The sequence below is a fragment of the Aeromonas eucrenophila genome, assembly GCF_000819865.1.
Lineage (GTDB): Bacteria > Pseudomonadota > Gammaproteobacteria > Enterobacterales > Aeromonadaceae > Aeromonas > Aeromonas eucrenophila.
Map to the genome: position 1 here is coordinate 967633 of NZ_CDDF01000005.1, position 20119 is coordinate 987751.

The 20119-nt window shown below is 51.6% G+C and carries 13 protein-coding genes, 1 tRNA gene and 1 other RNA gene; 4 read left to right on the top strand and 11 right to left on the bottom strand.

The features are described from left to right. Window positions 1-2 precede the first annotated feature (2 nt). A non-coding RNA gene (locus BN1124_RS20825) (RtT sRNA) lies at window positions 3-131 on the bottom strand. Between the two features lie 517 nt (window positions 132-648). Between BN1124_RS20825 and BN1124_RS08265 the strand changes: the two genes are divergently transcribed. The 4 genes from BN1124_RS08265 (at window position 649) to BN1124_RS08280 (ending at window position 8626) form a co-directional block, all read left to right on the top strand. Then, the gene (locus BN1124_RS08265; protein WP_042640752.1) at window positions 649-1773 is read left to right on the top strand and encodes a Fic family protein; all 1125 of its coding nucleotides are present in this window, start codon (window positions 649-651) and stop codon (window positions 1771-1773) included. A gap of 345 nt (window positions 1774-2118) precedes the next feature. Further along, window positions 2119-3189: a helix-turn-helix domain-containing protein gene (locus BN1124_RS08270; protein WP_042640754.1), complete on the top strand. Its 1071-nt coding sequence runs from the start codon at window positions 2119-2121 to the stop codon at window positions 3187-3189. A 706-nt stretch (window positions 3190-3895) separates the two neighbouring features. Further along, window positions 3896-6025: a site-specific DNA-methyltransferase gene (locus tag BN1124_RS08275; RefSeq protein ID WP_042640756.1), complete on the top strand. Its 2130-nt coding sequence runs from the start codon at window positions 3896-3898 to the stop codon at window positions 6023-6025. A 3-nt stretch (window positions 6026-6028) separates the two neighbouring features. Beyond that, on the top strand, window positions 6029-8626 hold the full coding sequence (locus BN1124_RS08280; protein WP_042640758.1) for a DEAD/DEAH box helicase: 2598 nt from the start codon (window positions 6029-6031) through the stop codon (window positions 8624-8626). 791 nt (window positions 8627-9417) lie between these two features. On the opposite strand, the gene BN1124_RS08285 is transcribed toward BN1124_RS08280, so the two are convergent. From BN1124_RS08285 to BN1124_RS08330, 10 genes are all read right to left on the bottom strand, one after another. After that, window positions 9418-10758, bottom strand: coding sequence for a VapE domain-containing protein (locus BN1124_RS08285; RefSeq protein WP_042640760.1), 1341 nt, complete (start codon window positions 10756-10758; stop codon window positions 9418-9420). A gap of 550 nt (window positions 10759-11308) precedes the next feature. Then, window positions 11309-12286 (bottom strand): site-specific integrase, encoded by a 978-nt coding sequence (locus BN1124_RS08290; protein ID WP_052445580.1) that lies wholly within the window; start codon window positions 12284-12286, stop codon window positions 11309-11311. A 146-nt stretch (window positions 12287-12432) separates the two neighbouring features. Continuing rightward, window positions 12433-13602 (bottom strand): tyrosine-type recombinase/integrase, encoded by a 1170-nt coding sequence (locus tag BN1124_RS08295; protein WP_197066190.1) that lies wholly within the window; start codon window positions 13600-13602, stop codon window positions 12433-12435. 867 nt (window positions 13603-14469) lie between these two features. Next, window positions 14470-15792, bottom strand: a complete 1323-nt coding sequence (locus BN1124_RS08300) for a type II toxin-antitoxin system HipA family toxin (RefSeq protein WP_042640763.1) — start codon at window positions 15790-15792, stop codon at window positions 14470-14472. Then, a complete protein-coding gene (locus BN1124_RS08305; RefSeq protein WP_042640944.1) occupies window positions 15786-16121 on the bottom strand; it encodes a helix-turn-helix transcriptional regulator in 336 nt (111 codons plus the stop codon). Before BN1124_RS08305 ends, BN1124_RS08300 begins: the two co-directional genes overlap by 7 nt. Window positions 16122-16473: 352 nt before the next feature. Then, on the bottom strand, window positions 16474-17754 hold the full coding sequence (locus BN1124_RS08310; RefSeq protein ID WP_231553614.1) for a site-specific integrase: 1281 nt from the start codon (window positions 17752-17754) through the stop codon (window positions 16474-16476). Between the two features lie 83 nt (window positions 17755-17837). Then, a tRNA-Ser gene (locus tag BN1124_RS08315) sits at window positions 17838-17925 on the bottom strand. Between the two features lie 176 nt (window positions 17926-18101). Next, window positions 18102-18719 carry a TPM domain-containing protein gene (locus BN1124_RS08320; RefSeq protein WP_042640765.1) on the bottom strand — a complete coding sequence of 206 codons (618 nt, stop codon included), beginning with the start codon at window positions 18717-18719 and terminating at the stop codon, window positions 18102-18104. Between the two features lie 22 nt (window positions 18720-18741). After that, window positions 18742-19521, bottom strand: a complete 780-nt coding sequence (locus tag BN1124_RS08325; RefSeq protein ID WP_082041494.1) for a TPM domain-containing protein — start codon at window positions 19519-19521, stop codon at window positions 18742-18744. Continuing rightward, window positions 19518-20108 carry a LemA family protein gene (locus tag BN1124_RS08330; protein WP_042640769.1) on the bottom strand — a complete coding sequence of 197 codons (591 nt, stop codon included), beginning with the start codon at window positions 20106-20108 and terminating at the stop codon, window positions 19518-19520. Before BN1124_RS08330 ends, BN1124_RS08325 begins: the two co-directional genes overlap by 4 nt. Between the last annotated feature and the right edge of the window lie 11 nt (window positions 20109-20119).

Genomic DNA, 20119 nt, shown 5'->3' on the forward strand with positions numbered 1-20119 from the left:
TTTGGCGGTGAGGGAGGGATGATTCGCCACTGCGTGGCTCACCCCTTCGGGGCGGCCCGCGGCCGTTCATCGCGGCAAGCCGCTCTGCTCGAACCCGGCGAGGGTTCTCGCCCTCCCTCGTCGACATCAGAGATATGTGTCGACTTGGAAAGCAAAAAGCAGACCCTGAGGTCGGCTTTTCAATTTGGCGGTGAGGGAGGGATTCGAACCCTCGTTCGCATCCATCACAGCTCAAATAAAACCTTAAATTTCAATAACTTACGTCGACTTTATCGATACAAAAAACAGCCTGATTGACTCAAGCTTTTGTCATGAAATTTCCCATACATCTTATATAACAAAATACAGAAAAGTCAATTTATTCACGATGGTAATGTGAGTTACGTCGCTGCCTCTCTGGATGACTGAGCGCGCTTAGTCGAGCCTTCCACTGGTACATTAGTAGTCGCCTGTAGGGGGCAGAGCAGCTCAAGGTTTTGGCTAACTAAGCCAAAATCAGTGGTTTCCGCTATCTCGGTTGTGCAGTGAGCCGAATCACAGCTATTATCGGCTCATATTTTGAGCCAAATGTGTTATCGATTCGACTCAAAATGTGGCATTCCGCAGTCACAGTCCGAACCCTGCAACGATAAATCACGAGACAAACACATGGTAACTGACTGGATCTGGCAGCATGAGGACTGGCCAAATTTTTGCTGGCAAGATGAACAGCTACAGCCACTGCTGCGCGTGGCGCACCGTAATATGGGGTATCTCCTCGGCCTCCATTCAGTCCACTGTTCGACACTGGAGCAACAATCCCTGGCACTCGATACGCTACTGGCCAATATCCTCGCCTCATCGGCCATCGAAGATGAACGACTCAATGCCCAATCGGTACGCTCATCGCTAGCTCATCGCCTAGATATATCGGAGCCTCGGCCCTATCCCACCTCAGCTCGCTCTGAGGGATTGGCCAACTTGATGCTCGATGCTATCGACAATCGAAATCAGACTCTGACGCAGGAGCGCCTTCTGCAATGGCATCTCTGGTTGTTTCCCGCTGACGACAGGATATTGCAGCGTGTACGCGTGGGTCAGCTGCGCGGTGATGAGCCGATGCAAGTGGTATCTGGGCAACTAGATCAACCAATCGTGCATTTCGAGGCCCCACCGCGCCTAGGGCTAGCTCAGGCATTGACCACCTTTATCGACTGGTTTAATACAAGTCTGGATAACCCCTGCCTTGACCCTCTACTACGTGCCGCCATCTGCCACCTGTGGGTTGTCACGCTGCACCCGTTTGATGATGGCAATGGTCGTATTACTCGTGCCCTCACCGATTTGGCTCTCTCTCAGGCCGATAGCCAGAGCATCCGCCTGTATGCCATGTCGGCGACCATATTCGCGCAACGGGCCGATTACTATAGAGTGCTGGGACAGGTCCAGAAAGGCAGCCTGGATGTCACCACTTGGCTGGTCTGGTTTTTGGATACCCTCAATGCCACGCTGGAGCAAGCTCGGCAGACGTTCACGCGGACCCTGGTCAAAAACCGTTTCTGGCAGCAACGGGGTTCCGAACGACTGAATGCAGAACAGGCCGCGTTGCTTGATCGAATGCTGTTAGACAGTGACGAGAACGGTTTTTTGCAGGACATTACTGCCAGCCGATATCAGAAGATGGCCGGGGTCAGCAAGGCTACCGCAACACGTCATCTTACTGATTTACTTGATAAAAACTGCCTTGAAAAAATGCCAGGTGGTGGCAGAAATACCCGTTATCAGATCAAGTGAGCCCCTCTAATTGCGGCTTTGGGTCGTTCATCCTAGAGAGTGGCCAAATGCTCATCAATGACCACATTCGGCACATTTGTCAGCTGGCAGACATAAACCTGCGCCGAGCGCTGTCTGGCCTCAATAATATCAAAGCGCTAACCATCCGCACCTGATCGCCCCAGCCAATCAGCCAATCAGCCACATTCGAAACCATGTGGTTGCAATGTTGCGCTCGCTCATAGGGTGCTCTCCTAACTTGAATAAATAGGATATTGACAATCCCAATAGGCAGCATGATATCTTATCAGCCTTGTTTTAGGACAGGGGAAAAAGCGCAGTGAACACCCACCTAAGAGTACATCTATGGCTTTGAAATTTGAAATCCCGCAGCTGGAACTCACCCCAGAACACATTAGATCAGTGAGACTCTATCTCTCCGAGATGTACGATATGCCAACCCCCATTACTCAAGCGGAGATGGCCAGCCTGCTCGGTTGTGGCAATACCAACAGCTACGCCAAATGGGAACGTTTGGATAACTCACCACCTGCAATGGTACTGATGTTTTTGCAGAGGCAAATCAGCTGTGTGCACCAGCGTCTACGAATGTATCAAAGCGAAACTCATTCAATGGGTCTCTTTTTCGCCTTCCACGCTGATGTCACGCGGACGGCTGTCGATGAGGCTGCGGTACGACGCAACCGGATATTGTATGAGGGCGCCTGGGCCTTTGGGGAACTCGATAGCTTTAATCATTGGAGGTTGCCTAATACCCCATTCACTATTCGTAATGCATTTGGTGGACGCAACAAACTGCGTACGTACCCCATATTTCTGCTTGATCAGATGATACGGCAGGATGATGAGGCCATGATGTCCGCGGACGACATCCACCATATGCGTGAGGAACTGGCAGTTCTCGTCGACCGTTCGAGAAATGGCGGGACAGCAACAGTACCATTTGAACACTTCGATGTGACCTTGAAAGGGGGAACCCTGACGATTTTTGTGCGAAACCCAGACCACCAAGCTCTGCTGCAAAATCGCTTTTCAGATGCGTATCGTCAATTTTGCCTAGATATGACGCCCGAGTTGTCTGATGAACTCATTGAGCGCAAAGGGCGGCATGTTCTGACGCGGTGTGTGAGTGATCCCGAATCCGGCCGTGTGATTTTTCGGCACTTCATTGGCGCAGACAATCGAGTAAAGTTTTTGCAATTAAGCCAACTGGGAGCCGCGCTGGATCGGAAATCGGCGCTGCCAGCTAAAGAGCCACTTTTTTCCGCTGGATTCGAACTCTGGAGGGCGATGCAGGTAGGTGAGCGGAAATCTTCCGGCACGACATTCAAAGTGGCCCTTGAGGGCCGAGATTTGACAATCCGTATCGATGACACATGGAAGCGTGCGCTGAAAAGTCTCGCAAATAGTTTGTAGTGGTCACTGCTAACAAAACCAAATTGACTGAATGAGGTCATTTTTCATATGTTCGGCATAACTCGACAACCCATCAGCAAGAAGATCTAACCGTCCTTACAACCGCTCATACCACTACAGACAGCTATAACCTCGGGGTAGCCGCCCACGCTTTAATGATCATGCTGCTATCAACAGCATGTTTTTTGTGCAGGCAACGGGTGTTTGCTCTTCAACACATACAGTATACCGTCCATAGAACAGGGGTTTTCTGGGCACTCCGAAGCCCTCTGCTTTTGGTTTCGCCGAAGCTGCCGCCGAGTGTTAATATACCCACCAATTTTTAGTGTTCTGATTGCGCCAATGAACCAACGCAAAGGATACGACCGCGTATCGACCAATGGCCAGTACCTAGACTTACGCCAGCGCGATGCGCTCATACGAGCCTGGGATACTCTCGTCGGACGGCTGGAGCAGCTAGGCCCTTGTTTGCCTGATTTGGTGCAGATTGTGGCCGGTCTTGAACTGCGAGGCGGGCAAACTGGTTTTCCATGTGTTCGCGATACTCGCAGAGTTTGCACATGGCATGATTCGGGAACGGGCGCAGGCATAGCTGGTAGCCGCCCGTGGATCGCTGCAATGGTATATCTCAAACCACGATTTACAAGCATTGCGGCGTAGTCCAACCGGGTTATAAAGCGAAGATAAAAAAGAGAGAAAAATTTCCGTGTCCAGACTTACTGATTTGATTGCTAAGGCAAAAGCCAAAGATTCGGCATTAGGGGCCGAGTTGGATCGAGAGTTTAAGATTCTGTCGTCACGTCTTCCCTTTGGACTGAACTTCGAACGGCATAGCCCGGAGGTAGTTGAGTTGCCACTGCGACCAATCCGCAAGGGTGACAAAGTGCGCGTATTACCGGCGCGTGGCTCTACCAAGAAGGGTGATCAGCGACTGTGGCAGGTAAAGATCATCCACAGAGCCAAGAGAACGGCTGTTTTAGAGTTGTTGGATGCGGCAGAGGTCGAAATGCAGACCGTGACGTTGGACAATCTGGTGGTGGTGGCCGAGTTCCGCGATGCCATCTACCCCGGTCTGATCAGTACCGGCAAGGTACTGCGTGGCAGCGATAAGCCTTATCATACGGTCATTAATGGCGAAAACTACCATGTCCTCAAGGCGCTGACCTACACCCATCGAGGCAGGGTGGATGCCATTTACATTGACCCACCGTACAACACGGGAGCAAAGGACTGGAAGTACAATAACGACTATGTTGCCGGTGATGACCTATATCGACACAGCAAGTGGTTGGCGATGATGGAGCGCCGCCTGTTAGTAGCTAAAGAACTGTTGAATCCAGTGGATTCAGTGTTAATCGTCACCATTGACGAAAAGGAGTATTTGAGACTTGGATTACTATTGGAACAGGTATTTCCAGAAGCACAAATCGAAATGGTTACAACAGTTATTAGCGCAAAGGGTGTCGCTCGGTTTGGCCAGTTCTCACGGGTAGAGGAGTTTATTTATTTTGTAAGCCTGGGTAATGCTAGTGTCCAACTTGGTGAACAGAATATGCTGGACGATTCTCGCTCGGCTACTGCGCAAATCGGACGTGATATTGATTGGCTTGGACTTCGCCGTCGCGAACCTACTGCGAAGCGAGGGGCTCGTCCAAATCAGTTTTACCCAATATTCGTCGATGTAGTTTCAGGTTTCATTGAATCCATAGGTGATCCAATCCCCGATAACGTGGATCGAATGACAGTGACATCGCCGAAAGGAACAATTCCAATTTGGCCACTAAGGCCGAAGGGCGGTGAGGGTCTTTGGGGCATCACACCTGAAACGGCTAGGAGATATCTCCAAGATGGATTTATACGCGCACGCAACTACAAGCCGGAAAGTGGTCAGGTCGCAATTCACTATCTGCCAAGTGGTACTGTCAATGCGATTCGGGATGGGCGAATTGATGTAGTTGGGCATGATCCAGATGGTGCTGTAAGAGCTATTCATCGAGAGCGCAAGGGTGTAATTCCAAAGCGTGTATGGAACATGGCCTCTCACAATGCGGAGAATGGTGGATCGCTGATTTTGTCTAAGTTGATTCCGGATCGTCGTTTTCCTTTCCCCAAATCACTCTACGCAGTAGAGGATGCGTTGAGATTTTTCGTTGCCAACAAGCCCGAAGCTATCGTTGTGGACTTTTTCTCTGGCTCCGGTACCACAGCTCACGCCATTATGCGTCTGAATCGCCAAGATGGCGGTCGCCGCCAGAGCATTAGTGTCACAAACAATGAAGTTGGCGCAGATGAGCAGAAGAAGCTCAGGGAACAGTGTTTGCGGCCTGGTGATGATGAATGGGAAAAGTGGGGCATCTGCGACCATATAACCAAGCCTCGTGTTGCAGCAGCCATCACGGGCAAGACTCCAGACAATGAACCGATCAAGGGCGACTATAAGTTTACCGATGAATTCCCGATGGCCGAAGGCTTTGAGGAAAACGCCGAGTTCTTTACCCTGACCTACGAAACCCCGGTTTCTATCAGTTATAACCTTGCTTTCAACCGAATTGCGCCGCTGCTGTGGATGCGAGCCGGTGCGCGGGGTCGTCGTATAGACAAGCTGCCAAGCGATGGTTGGGCGGTAGCGGATGCCTATGGACTGCTAAGCAACGTTGATGCAACCACACCTTTTATTAAGGCGCTGGCCGAGGTTGCTGGGCTACACATTGCCTATATCGTTACCAACGATGATCGACGCTTCCAAGCTATTGCCAAGCGGTTGCCAGATTACGTCGAGCCAGTGCGCCTGTACGAATCGTATCTCACCAACTTTAGCTTCACCAACGGAGAATAATGGATGAAGTTCACGCTCAAAGACTATCAGCGCGACGCCGTCCGCGACTCCTTGAATAATTTGTGCAAAGCTCGCCGCCTGTGGCAAAACGAGTCAGATAGAACTGCGTTTTCACTGACTGCGGTAACCGGTGCTGGTAAGACAGTCATGGCAGCCGCAACCTTCGAAGCATTGTTTCACGGTGACGATGAATTCAGTTTTGATGCCGACCCGGGCGCAGTGGTGATCTGGTTCAGCGATGATCCTTCGTTAAATGAGCAGACTCGCTTTCGCTTTATCGAGGCCAGTGATCGTATCAATTACACCGATCTAGTGGTGGTGGAAAACAGCTTTAACAGGCCTAAGTTCCAAGCGGGGAAAATTTACTTTCTTAATACCCAGAAGCTTGGTAAGAACAGCTTGTTGGTGCGTGGGCATGACCCCGAGGAAATGGCAGCCAAACTGGATAGTACCTTCCCTGAAATGCGCCCAGACCTGCGTGCATACACTATCTGGGACACCATTCAAAATACTATCGAAGACCCAGACTTGACGCTCTATCTAGTATTGGATGAAGCTCACCGAGGCATGGGGGCACAGACGGCAGCTAGCCAGAACGCCAAGAGCACTATTGTCCAACGGCTCATCAATGGTGTCGGTAGTGTGCCCGGTATCCCAGTGGTATGGGGCATTTCGGCTACTGTGGAACGGTTCAACAAGGCGATTGAGTCGGCAGGTAAGCATATCAAATTGCCGAATGTCGAAGTTGATGCGTCTAAAGTACAGGAGTCTGGCCTTATCAAGGACACAATCCTGTTAGATATCCCTGACAATGTCGGTGATTTCGATACCGTGCTGGTGCGGCGTGCGACAGATAAGTTAAAAGAGTCCACTGCGGCTTGGGGAGCTTACTCCAGACAGCAGCAGGAAAGCCAGGTTGTCATCCCCCTGATGGTTTTACAGGTTCCCAACACACCTGATCCTGATGAAATTGGGCGGGCACTGGATACCATTTTCGAGCGCTACCCCGAGCTGACTTCTTCCAGTGTGGCACATGTTTTTGGAGAGCACACTACACAACGATTCGGCAATCGCGACGTGCCCTACATCGAACCGCAACGGGTTGAAGAATCGAAGTGGGTGCGGGTGCTGATTGCCAAGGATGCCATTAGCACAGGCTGGGACTGTCCACGAGCTGAGGTCATGGTTTCTTTCCGGGCTGCTAGCGACAAGACCCATATAACTCAGTTGTTGGGGCGTCTTGTGCGTTCTCCGCTGGCTCGTCGTATCCCTGGTAATGATCGCTTGAATGCCGTGGACTGCTTGCTGCCTAAGTTCAATCGTAAAGCCGTGGAGCAGGTGGTCGATGAGCTGACGACAGGCAACGAGGCTGCGACGCCTGGACGCGTCTTGATCGATTACATTGAAGTGCGGCCGAACCCTACTGTTTCGTCTGCCCTGTGGGAGACATTCGAAGCGTTGCCAGCACAAACGCGTCCACAGCGTGGAGCTAAACCTGCGGTCAGATTGACTGCGTTGGCACATGAATTGGCGTCCGACGAGATTCTGTCCGGTGCTGGCAGGCTGGCCCATACCAAGATGCACGCCGCCTTGGATAAATTTCAGACCGACAACGAAGCCAAGATCAAGGCCAAGCGGCAGTCCGTATTGGTTGTGGATGGCAAGACCGTGAAAGCAGACATGTTGGGCCAGGGCCGGAGTCTCGAACAGTTCTGGGAAGACGCTGACGTGGCTGCGATCGACGATGCCTATCGCCGTTCGGCACGTATCTTTAGTCCAGCGATTGCCCATTCGTATGTTGATCATCTGGCGAGTCAGGAAACTGACCGCGAAGGCGATCCGGAAGCATTCTTGGAAGCCATTGTCGAAGCTCGTGTGACCGTTGCTGGTTTGGGGCTGGTGATGGAGGTGCAGGCTTACTTCGATGGCAAGGCAGATAATCTCGTAAAGGATTGGCTGGATAAGTATGGGGCGCAGATCAAGGCACTGGGCGATGATCGCAGAGAGTCCTATCGACAGATTATCGAGATGAGTGCGGAGCCGCAGGACGTCGGATTGCTGAAACCAGAAGCTAGGTATGAGGCGACCAAGGCGAACGAAAATAGCAAGGTGAGAGTTATTCCAGTTTGGGATAACCATTTACTGTGCGATCACGTAGGCAAGTACCCGGCTGAACTGAATGATTGGGAACGGACGGTTGTAGAAACTGAATCGGCAAGGCCCGGTTTTTACTACTGGTATCGAAATCCGCAACAACCTGGACAATCTTCACTGGGTATTGCCTATGAGAAATCCGGGCAGTATGGAATTGTCCGTCCTGACTTTCTGTTTTTTGCTGAGCAGGACGGTTCCCTTGTTGTCGATCTAGTTGATCCGCATGGGCTCCATTTGAGTGATGCTCTGGTCAAGCTTCAAGGCTTGGCGCTGTATGCTGCGAGCCACCCCGATGTTTATCGCCGGATAGAGTCCATCGCCCAGGTGAAGGCAAACGGCAAACTACGAGTGCTCGACTTGAAACGGCGGGAGGTGCGGGATGCGATTGCTATTGCTCAGGATGCGGAAGAACTGTTCAGTAGTGGGCTTGCAAATGATTACCTGTGATACAGCAACTAAGAACGGTTAATCAGCTCAACTACGATCGGTGCCATGGCGTATGAAACTACAAAATGAAACCGAACTGTTTTTCCACACGGAGGAAAGAAGGGGGGCTGAGCGCCATCGAATAAGTATTCGCGCCATCCGGCCAGGCCACCCAGCCTACCTGCAACTCTGCTGCATAAGTACAATGAGTAGCTAGAGCCAACGCTGTTGCCCTTATTGAAGTGGAGCTGCCATCGGGAACGGCTGGGAATTATTTAGAACACCAAAAGGGATTCAATGGGGCTCATCATTGATTACACTGCTCATTTATCAGGGAGACTGTGTGCAGTGGAACCATCTATCTGGCTGGGAACAGACTAAAAAGCGGTTGGATTGACCCTTGGACTGGTGTTTGAACTGGATGACTTGCCGTTGGCCAACGGCAATTAAAAAACGTCTTGGTCTATTTTGGTTAGATTCTAGTTAGACTGGCTCTGTGGCACTTAATCAGTCTCTCACCAGCGCCATGACTGAGTTTGAGGTGATCATGGTTAGGCGGTTAAGCAGCATTGCTATAAAGCGATTAGATCTGTTGAGGAGCGAATACCTTGAAACGCTCCTCCCGGTATCCCAAATGCTTTTATTTATATAAAAACTACTTAACCATTTAACCAAAAGCATCTGTAGGCCAGTCATCACAAGGTACTCCGACTGGTTAAGCAAATCATATCGCCCCTAACCAGAGTCTAACCACCTAACCATCCGCCAACCCAGCGGACAAAAAAAGCCCCGCCTCAGCGGCAGGGCTCGGGTTACTTGTCGGCGTTGTCCACCGGCTTTGGGGTTACCACCGGCAAACTATACTGAGTTTGGTTGGCTCTCCCTGGTGTGCTTACGATCTTCCCCTCCTCCACAAGCGCCTTGAGAGCTTTACCCCAGGCTCCCGCCATACTCAACTTCTCACCGTGGCGGGCGCAGAGTTCGCTCGCAATAAGCTTTTCAGTCTTGGAATATTCACTCGACAGGTAGTGATGACAGATAAATTCATACACTGGGCCTTTGTCGGTATGAGCCCCGTTTGCAGTGGCGGCCAGGGCAGCCGTTTTGTCATCCAGAAACCATGATGCTCCGGCATCATAATGCTCCTTGACCTCCAACCAGAACTGACGCAATTGCTCGGGCTCGGTGTGACGAACGCGACCCGCGTCCCAGCTCCAGCCGAGGATTGTATTTAGGGCATCCATATCCGCCGCCGCAGAGAGTTCGATAACCGCAAATCGGGTGTTGCCGGTTGCATCTTTGAGGAAACCCGTACCGTTGACCGTAGCAATGAATGCCGTCTGACGCGGTTTGGTGGTCATACTGCGGGCATAGGGTAGACGAAAACAGTCGTTCTCTCGGGTCAGGAAGGCTTTGAGGGAACCCGCTTCGTGCTTGGTCGTGCTCTCCAGCTCAGCCAGCTCCACGACCCACGCAGACACTGCGCGGCGAACATCATCGGGTTTGTCAGGATTGACGGCGCAGTCCAGCGTCGAGCCTGGCACCACGGCAGCAAAACGGCTGATCCATGCGGATTTACGGAAGGACTGTCCACCCGCGAGTACAGGCACCAACTTTGAGTGCCAGTGTGGCTCATACAGCGCTGCAACACACCCGACCAACCAGGCACGCAAAACAGCAGCTGCATATACTGGATTGACGGCATTCAACGTGGCGATCACGGCATCAATACGTGCTGTGCCGTCCCATGGCTCCCCGCTCTCCAACCAGTGGCGTACAGGGTGGTAACTGGTGCGTTCACAGATAGCGACTAAATGTTCTTCAATGGCTGCGTCCTGTACACCTGCCAATTGGCAGGCATCGACCAGCGCCGAACGCTGGCCCGCCTCAGATCCCCCCAGACGCTCACCATTGGCGCCAGCCAGCTCTGGCTCACCCGTCATTTGATTGTAACGCGGAGACCATGCATGGAATTGAATAATGGCGAGTAAATTGCCGCTCGTTTTGATGGGGCGGCCAGTGGGGCTAAGATCCGGCAGGAGCAGCCGTTCACCACTCATCACAGCCTGTTGACCCTGCGGTGTGGTGCTGCACTCGTTAACGTGGAGTGACAGCATCTTATTCCCCGATGTAGCTTCTTTTGTTATTGTCATTTTATTATCCTCGGCTCTACCGCCTGTTTATTGTTATATATTGGGTACTACAACCCTCAGAGTATAATTTGATGTGCAGCCAATAAATAATGTGCCTGACTATTATGTCCAATCTATTTTTATGAATGGCATTGCGCAATCAATATGGATGACCGTCACCTATAATATAGGTGTCAAGGTCGTTCTTCCTCATGCTTCGTCAGACTCCACCTTGACACCTATATTCGGCACCTTTGTCATGCCATATTGCTCGCTTCATGCCATCCATAAAAAAGGGTTCTCCACCCCACTTCGTTCGCAAGCTCTCTACGGGGGTTCCGGTCTCGTAACCTCGACACACCCCCATACTTACGCGCAGCTTGCGTGCGTAAGTATGGTTCAGGATGACGTACTTCCGGGGAGCTTCCTCAGCGTACTTACGGTCGCCCCCATTGCGCACTTACGTGCGCACCAGCCAGCATCACTCGTGATATTAGTGTCCGCTGCTGAATACTATAAATATGCGCCATCCCCCCAGATCTGATTAACCTATGCGCGTTAGGTTCTCACATTATTTCAACGAAAAATCATCCCCGTTGATTTTCATGCTAGATATAAAAGCAGCCATTCCCGACAGTTGCTCATTGCTATGAAATTCTTGACTTGATCCCTGCGCCATGACCGGTGTGTTCGGCTTGCTATAACTTTTTTTATCCGCTGACGGCAGATCATGCGTCACTCTGATGTGACTCAGATCGGCATCAGCAGGACAACCCGGCAGCACTCCTCCTTTTGCTGTTTTTCGATTTCCGTAACGATCGACCGAAGCCGTTGCTTGATGGCCCATCAAATAGGCAATGCGCAGGCGATCCAGTCCTGTCGCCTTGAGCTCAGAGCCGAGTTGGTGACGCCAACTATAAAACGTGGGGAGTGATTTACGCCTCGGCCATAATTTCTTACCAACAAATCGCAGCTTGTCTTGCATTGCCCCAATATTCATGAGCTGCGCTTCTCTGACTACCGCAGCTAACCAACGTGGATCCGTTCCCTCAAACAGTAATGTTCTATCTGCGCCTCGTGTGCCATTATGACTCTTTTTTGCCCCCTCAATAGTCAGTTTGGTGCCATCCACTTTAACAGCAGCGAGTTCTGCGGGTCTGATTCCAGAGTATTTGAACAGTATAATAGCAGCCGCCATACTCATATCGCCATGCTCTTTAAAATATGTGATGAGCGCGTTTTCGTCAGCAGAATTGATGGTCTTAACTCTGTTTTGTTTCTTTTTTACCGGCGTCTTGCTGCCCTTGGCCGTTACAGGGTTGCGCAACCCAAGGGTGCGTTTAGCGGCATCGTCATAGCCCTGATCTTTTTGATGATATGCTAAAGCGCAGCGTAGACGTCGCCAATAATCAGGGCGATATCCGGGGGCACACCCCAACAACTCATCAGCAATATTTTTCACAGTGAGCTTTAAGCCTTTTTGTGCCAAGCGCAGATAAAAATTCTTTGCCAGCTTTACGTATTCCAGCTTGGTTTTATCGGTAGCCATAGAATGAATTCCTCTGGGCTCTTAGTGGCCCTTATTTTATGCTAGGGAGGGTGAAATCTAGTCCACCCAGATAATATAAAAACATTTAGCATTTACGTCTATGCCAGACGTTGAAACTACATCTTATAACTTATTACCACCTTATTTTATTGACTACCGGTCACCCGTTGACAGAGAATATTCATTATTTTTTGCATCATCTGTGGCTTTGCCAATAATGCATCTATATCTATGTTTTCATCAAAATGAACATCGAGATCAGCTTTAGGCTTATGGCCATGGATACAGGTATTAAAGACCGTATCAGCTTTCCCCCTAAAATCGGGAGCGTCCTCCATTAGCCATCGCCCATAATGGCGCAGGATCATTTCCGTTCCAGTATGTCCCATCTGACGAGCAATCCACTCGATACTGATCCCCGCTGAGAGGAGTTGACTCGCATAAGTGTGCCTAAAATGGGACGGTCCCCGATAGCGAACACCAGCCACCTTGCAGAATGGTCTGAAAAATTTCTCTCGGTACTCGTCAACCGACCTATAGATACGTTTTCTGGCACTGTAGTAGGCAAGCAGCGTTCGAGTCATTGTGGTAACAGTACGATTGTCAGACAATCGAACAGTAATCGATTTTGCCTTACAATGTGTTTGACTCAATAGGATACGCAGTGCGTCAACAGCTTGGTTAGATAACTCTATCGTCCGTTTTGAACTCTTGGTTTTTGGTACTTTGTACACCCCATCAACCAATGCGAGATCGATAAGCAAGGTCTTTTTATCGAGATTGACCGCCTCGGCACTGACCGCCATTAGTTCACTGATCCGCATACCGGTGGTGATCCCAAGCTGGATCAGTGCTACGTCAATCAAATTCAGATCTTTCTGCCCGAGAAATGCCTGTATTTCGTGCTGATAAAAAGGGTCTGGCTCTTCGGTCTCGAATTTACACTTTTTGATGCCGTCCATTGGACTGGCACTGATCACACTATCATTGACCGCTCTGGCATAAACCTGTCGCAGCAGGTCCAGGTACTGGTTGATAGTATTCCCCTTATAGCCTTGCTGATAAAGGTCAACGACAAGCAGCTCAATATCAGTAGTGCAAATCGTCGCTAACTCTCTATCGCCAATCCAGCCGATGAGCTGTTCCATTTTTCGTTTGGTAATATCGTTGGTTGATGGCGCACATTGAAATTTTTTGATCTCAAAGTGCTGACGCAGGGCAGCCGCAAGCGTTTTTTCGTTAAACATCAATGGCTGAGTGCCTTTGCCTTTATTCTTTTTGGCTTTAACATTCCTTGTATTTGATTTTCTATTCATCGCGCACCTTCGTTTTTATTGTTATAGACAGTTCACGCCCTGCAACAATAGCAATGGCAAACTTAAAATTGAAATTTTAACTTTGAGAGAAGAAAAACGATTCAAAAAAAGTCGCATAAATCTGATTGCAATCTTGCAAACAGTTTTTTATAAAAAACATACTTATAGGTTGGCAAATGCCAAATGTTAATAATTGATAAGATTTATATAGTCAAATTTTTTTGGCAGCCTGCCTAATTCAAGATAGAGCCAAGAAAAATACTATAGACTGCCAATTTAACCAGATGTTCTAGGTAATAACTGAGATTTCAGCTTATCAATGAATGGCTGCTTTCCAGACGGCTTATTGAAAACCAAACATATAATGACCACCCATTGAAGTAATTGAGCGACTTGGCTTGTTCAGTACGCCATGTTCATGCAGTTCAATAGCATCTTGTATCTCGTGTATACCGTTGTTGTAGCCTGTCAATGATGACTTTAACGATACGTTACAGGGTATAAATCTCACAGTCAACCACTTTCAATCACAAATTAAATTTAATGTCAACATTTTTTTATTGGATTTTATGGATATTTTGGATGGGCATTAAAAACAATATTTATCAATGAGATACGAATGATTTCAGCATCGGTACGGCAGCTGGGTGCTGCGAGGTGCCTATGGCTGCCCGATTTATCGGGAGGGGCCAAGACCAACCTAGCTGCCGTACACCACATCGCGCTGGGCATACCGCGCAGCGAGCAAAGCAAAAAATGGCAACTATGAATCGTGGTTATCTAGAACAGGTGATCTTGGCTAGATTCAGCAGACTGGATAATAAATAGTCCCTCATGCGTTTGCCCTGGGCTTGCGGCTACCTCACATCACCATGACAACCGGAGGTGTTGTCCCACCTCATAGGCTAAGGATTGCGGCACATCGTTATCACGCGCTAACTTAGGCCATGTGGAAACAACATCAACCACCCGCTCTAGCATTTCATCGACAACTTTCGGGCTAAATATCGTGATGGCTTTGCCGACGCTGTGGAGATCCTTTCTCGTGAAGTCATCTCGCTTGCCATTGAGCGTCATCCAGTGCGAGTTAATCCACTTGTTGCCATGTTTGTAGCTAAAGGCCAGATCGTATGCTGGGGACAGCCTCCATGTGCCCTGATTGTCCATTGTGAAGGCCCAGTTTTTGGGGTGGTCATCGTGATTTCTGGCAACGATGTTGAAGATCATGCGCAACAGGATTTGGTGTGCGTCTTCGACAGGGAGGGCTAACTGTCGTGCTGTTTGAAAAATCTCGTGATAGGAATAAGTACCTGGCATTTTGTAGTCAACGTGCTGCATGGCGTTGAGTGTTTGAATATGCACTTTCTCTTTGCCAATGCGATCAAAGCGCTGCGTGAGAAAATGTCGTCGCGCCCCTTCTTCCAGTAATTTGCAATAAGACATGTTGATCCCAACCGCCGTTGCCATCAGGTAGTACACATACTCCATGGCACCGTACCCCAAGGGATCACCAAACGTCTCAGTATCTGTTCTGTGGGTGTTTACGCCATCGAACTTGAGTAAGTAGTGGCTCCACCCTTCCGGCGCTTCGACCTGACCCGATTTCACATGGCGAAATTGGGCATCAAACGCCAAGACTGCCTTGGGTCTCGCACCGCCAGCACTCATTCCCACCTGCATCAGTTGTTGCATCGCAAAGCTATCGGCACCATTACCGTGGGTTAGGGTCGCCTCAAAATTTGTTCTGGTATCAATGACTGTCTGTGCCACCCGCACGAGATCTTCAAGCGCAACGTCTTTAGGAGTGACTGCAATCCCCTTGCGTGTGGCTGGTCGGAATTCCAACGCCCCCATCCCTCGGCTCCCTGTATATTGCAGTCGTTGCAAAGGGGTGATCTGTGCAGGGTCTTTCCCTTGACTTGCCACCCAGGCATTCAGGACAGCATTACCGAAATCGTCAGGGAGGCTGTCAGCCAGCATTCCAGGCAAACATCGGAATGTGGAGTAACTGAGGTTAGGGAAGCTGTAAACCATCCCTTGTCTGAGCGGCATCATCAGGGGGGAGAGCTGCAAGCCAGTGTTGATAAACTGGGGGGTGTACTCGAAATAGCCTCGCCCAGTTTCTGGGTCAAAACTCAGAACACCGACCTTGTGCAGGGCGTAATGGACATTGATGAACTCGTTTACCATTCGCTTACCACTGGTTTGCTTGGCTTGCTGGATATACCGGATGCTCGCCGCCTTTCCTTGCCTGCTAACTGGGCAAGTTGGATTGGTGAGATAGGCACCGGGGGTAGGAAGCTATCGAGTTGATCGGCAATGTTCATTGCTCGCATCAATTTGACGAGGGTGGTCAGATCGACATTGCCTGTTTCGGCGTGCATCACTTTTTTGCGAGTCACTCCTGCCAACAGAGCAAGTGCTGCCTGAGTGATGTTGAGATTCAAACGTACTCGCTGCAATCTCGCCCCCAATTCTTGGGTGATAACGTCTACAGGATCGCCGTTGGAGATGGTCATGTAATGCTCCATTTTTCGGACATTATCGTTCATTAACATGATTATGTCCCTAATAAGGAACACAAAATTATTTATCAGTAACTAAATCAAGGTCCTATTTTGGAAGCAACATAGGCATTTTATGCAATAAAGATCCATTTATGGATCTTTATTGCCTTTGCCAAATATTCATGGGGTCACCGCACAGCAGGCTGGTCTTGCGGGCTAACAATCCGACACCTGCGTCGGGCTACCCCCTACCGATCTAGCAGGGTGCCGTAGATAGTCGGACGACCTTTACTGATGACGTCTACCTCATTGAGATGTAGCTGGAAGCGGCAGACGAGGTTATAGGCTTTGGTGGATCTGGTTCTCACATTTCGACCAAATCGCTAGGGATCGACTCAATCTTTTCCTTCAAGAGGGAGACACTAACCCGCTTGCCATAGCGGCCAAAGGTGATCCCTTTTTTACTGTGCCCAACCAACTCTGCAACGATATGCTCTGACACATCGGCCTGTTGCAGCTCATCAACAAAGGTATGGCGCATGCCATAGATCGTCGGACGACCTTTACCGATGATCCCAGCCTCATTAAGGTGCCGCTGGAAGCGGCAGACGAGGTTATGCGACCAGTCGTTATCCTTGCCCGAAGGCTTGTCATCAAACAGGTACTTTTTGCCCTGCTGGCGGCGTAGCGCAACATAGTCGAAGAATTGATGTCCGGTCAACGCACTGTGAAGCGGCACAGTGCGATAAGCATTATCCGTTTTGAGTTGTTGATCTGCTTCACCAGCCTCGACTTCCAGACACCAGACCCCCTCAATCTGCTTGATATTCTGAGTCTTGAGCTGACAAGCCTCCGAAGGCCGTAGTCCGGCATACAAGCACAGCAAGGGCACCCACCAGTCCTGGATCCGCAATTTTTTACCTTTCTGTGATTGTTTGCTGCGCAGGCTCGCAAACAGTTGAGCCAGTTGTGGGCGATGCCACCGCACCCGGTCGTTATCTGCTCGTCTGCTGGGCTTCTTGCCCGCCGTCAGCCCCTCAAACGGGTTGCGGCTGCAATAGGCCAGGGTGACGCACCAGCGGAAAAACTGCTTGTGGGCTGCCAGGTAATCCGATTTGGTTTTGAAGCTGATGTCGGTCTTGCGCAGCAAGGCATTGCGATACTCCTGTGCCAGGGTTGGCGTCACTTCATCGACTTTGAGCCCCTTGGCCCAGGTGACGAAGGCGTTGATCCGGATCTGGAGCTGGCCCACCGATTTATGCTGGATCCCTTCGCTGGCTTTGGCGTCGAGAAACTGTGTAAACGCCTGGGTAAGGGCGATCCCCTTGGCGGGGCAAGGCGAGGACTCGGCGGGGGAAGCAATGGATTGGGAGGACGCAAGAGGCACAGCAAAGCCCGCCGCTTTGAAGGCATCAATCTCAGCACGGATCCAACGATAGAAACTACGCGGGGTGGCATCGGCAGGGGTAGCCGCAATGAGTGCGCGGGCACGAGCGGCCAAGGCCAGATTACGGTCTACGGCGAGTTGGCGCTCTTTGGTACAGAGGGAGGTACGGATTGCGAAAGGTAGGCCACGGTTACGCAAAACCTTCGGGAGAGGGAGCCGTGTGTAGTAGGTGCCGGAGGCATTTTTGCTCAGATACATGATTGTTCCACCCAGTTGATCCAGGAAAAAAATCACGTAAGTCTAGAAATGAAAAAACCCGTTGAAATTCAACGGGTTATATTTGGCGGTGAGGGAGGGATTCGAACCCTCGATACGTTGCCGTATACACACTTTCCAGGCGTGCTCCTTCAGCCACTCGGACACCTCACCAAATTTTTGACTGCTGTTTAACGTGTTCAATCGCCACGTGGTTCGCTGCGCCGTTGCGCTGGAACGGGGCGTAATTTAGGGGAAAGCGGATGCTGGGTCAATCACTTTTCCCCTTATTTTTCATAATCTTTATCGAGTGTCTATCCCTTAAGCAGAATGGCGGTTTTTTAAACCCCTCAAGGCTTGTCCAGGATGATCAGGCTGTCAGGCAACTCGTTCTGGTCCCGGGTGGCCGGGAAGGCGTCGGTCAGGATGTCGCTGGTGCGCTCGACACATTCGAGGAAACCCTGCTCGATCTCCTTGTTGCGCACCCGCACCACGAAGTCGTCGATGATCTGTTGCCACTGCTCGTTGTCGATGTGCTGGGCGATGCCGTCGTCCACCAGGATCTCCACATAGTGTTCGGCCACCGAGACGAAGATCAGCACCCCGAGTCTGTCTCGGGTGCGGTGCAGCCCCTGTTCGACGAACTGCAGGCGCGCCATCAGGGACGCCCGGTGCTGGCGTACCTTCTTCGGGATGAGCCGCATCTTGATGGGAGTCCAGTGGAACAACAGACTGAGCAGCAGCCAGACCGACCACTGCACCAGCAGGATCTCGTACCAGCCGAGCCAGAAGCCGAGCTGGAACACCAGCAGCGGAGTGAGCATGGCCAGCAGGGCCGCCCAGAGGGTCGGAATGTAGCGGTAACCGTCGCTGGCGGGGGCCAGCACTGTGACCAGCTCGGCGTCCGTGGCCAGCTCGGCTTGTCGTACCTTGGCCTGGAGGGTGTGATAGAACTGTTTTGAAATCATTATGTTGTCTCTTGATCCCTGATTACCAACCGCCGGAGGCACCACCGCCGCCAAAACTGCCGCCACCGCCGCTAAAACCGCCGCCACCACCGAATCCGCCGCCGGGGCGTCCGGCACCGAAGCCACCGGCCAGATAGGCGGCCCGGCGGCGACCACCGGGGCCACCCCCACCGTCTCGCAGGTTGTGCAAGATGATCATGGCGACCACCACCAGGATGAACAGCCAGGGGCCGCCCCCCTTGTCGTGCTTGGCGACGTCCGCCGGTGTGTACTCGCCAGCCAGTGCCTGCATGATGCCCTGACTGCCAGAGACGATGCCGGCCACCATGTCACCGCGCTTGAAGGCGGGCAGGATCCGGGTCTGGATGATGTTGGCGGCGATGGCGTCGGGCAGGGCGCCTTCCAGCCCGTAGCCTACCTCGATACGCACCTTGCGCTCATCCTGGGCGATCAGCAGCAGCACACCGTTGTTCTTGTCCTTCTGGCCTATGCCCCAGTGACGACCGAGTTGATAGCCATACTCCTCGATGGTCTCGCCGGCCAGGGTATCGATGGACACCACCACCAGCTGGATGCCGCTGCGTTTTTCAAACGCTGCCAGTTGTTGGGTCAGCTGGTGGGCCTGCTTGCGGGACATCAGATTCGCCTGATCCACCACCCGGCCGCTGAGGGCGGGGAAGCTGGGGGCCGCCTGCAGGGCCGCGGTCCACAGCAGCAGACAGCAGAGCAAAGCCTGGAGTAGCGGGTGTGCCGTGCCCCTGTGCAAGGACGTGGGCCAAAACCCGCGAGTTATTCGGCTCATTGGAAGCTGACCTTGGGCGCCTCATCGGTGCCGGGTTTGGCGCTGAAGCTCGGTTTGGCGGTGAGATCCGAGTAGAGCAGCTTGGACCAGATGACGCCCGGGAAGGTGCGGATCTCGGTATTGAACTGACGCACCGCCTCTATGTAGTCGCGGCGAGCCACGGCGATACGGTTCTCGGTGCCTTCCAGCTGGGCCTGCAGGGTGAGAAATTGCTGATCGGCCTTGAGCTCGGGATAACGCTCAACCACCACCATCAGGCGGGAGAGGGCACTGGAGAGCTGGTTCTGGGCTGTTTCAAATTCCTTGAGCTGGGAAGGGTCGCTCACCTGCACGCTGCCGACCCGGGCGCGGGCATCGGTCACCGCCTTGAGGGTCTCCTGCTCGTGGCTGGCGTAGCCTTTGACGGTGGCCACCAGATTGGGGATGAGATCGGCACGGCGCTGGTACTGGTTCTCGACTTGGCCCCAGCTCGCCTTGACCTGTTCGTCCAGGGTCGGGATGTTGTTCATGCCGCACCCGGTCAGCCCCAGCAGCAGGGTCAACATCAACAGGCTCTGGGTGGTCTTGTGCCAGAGAGAAGTGGCCATCTCGTTGTCTC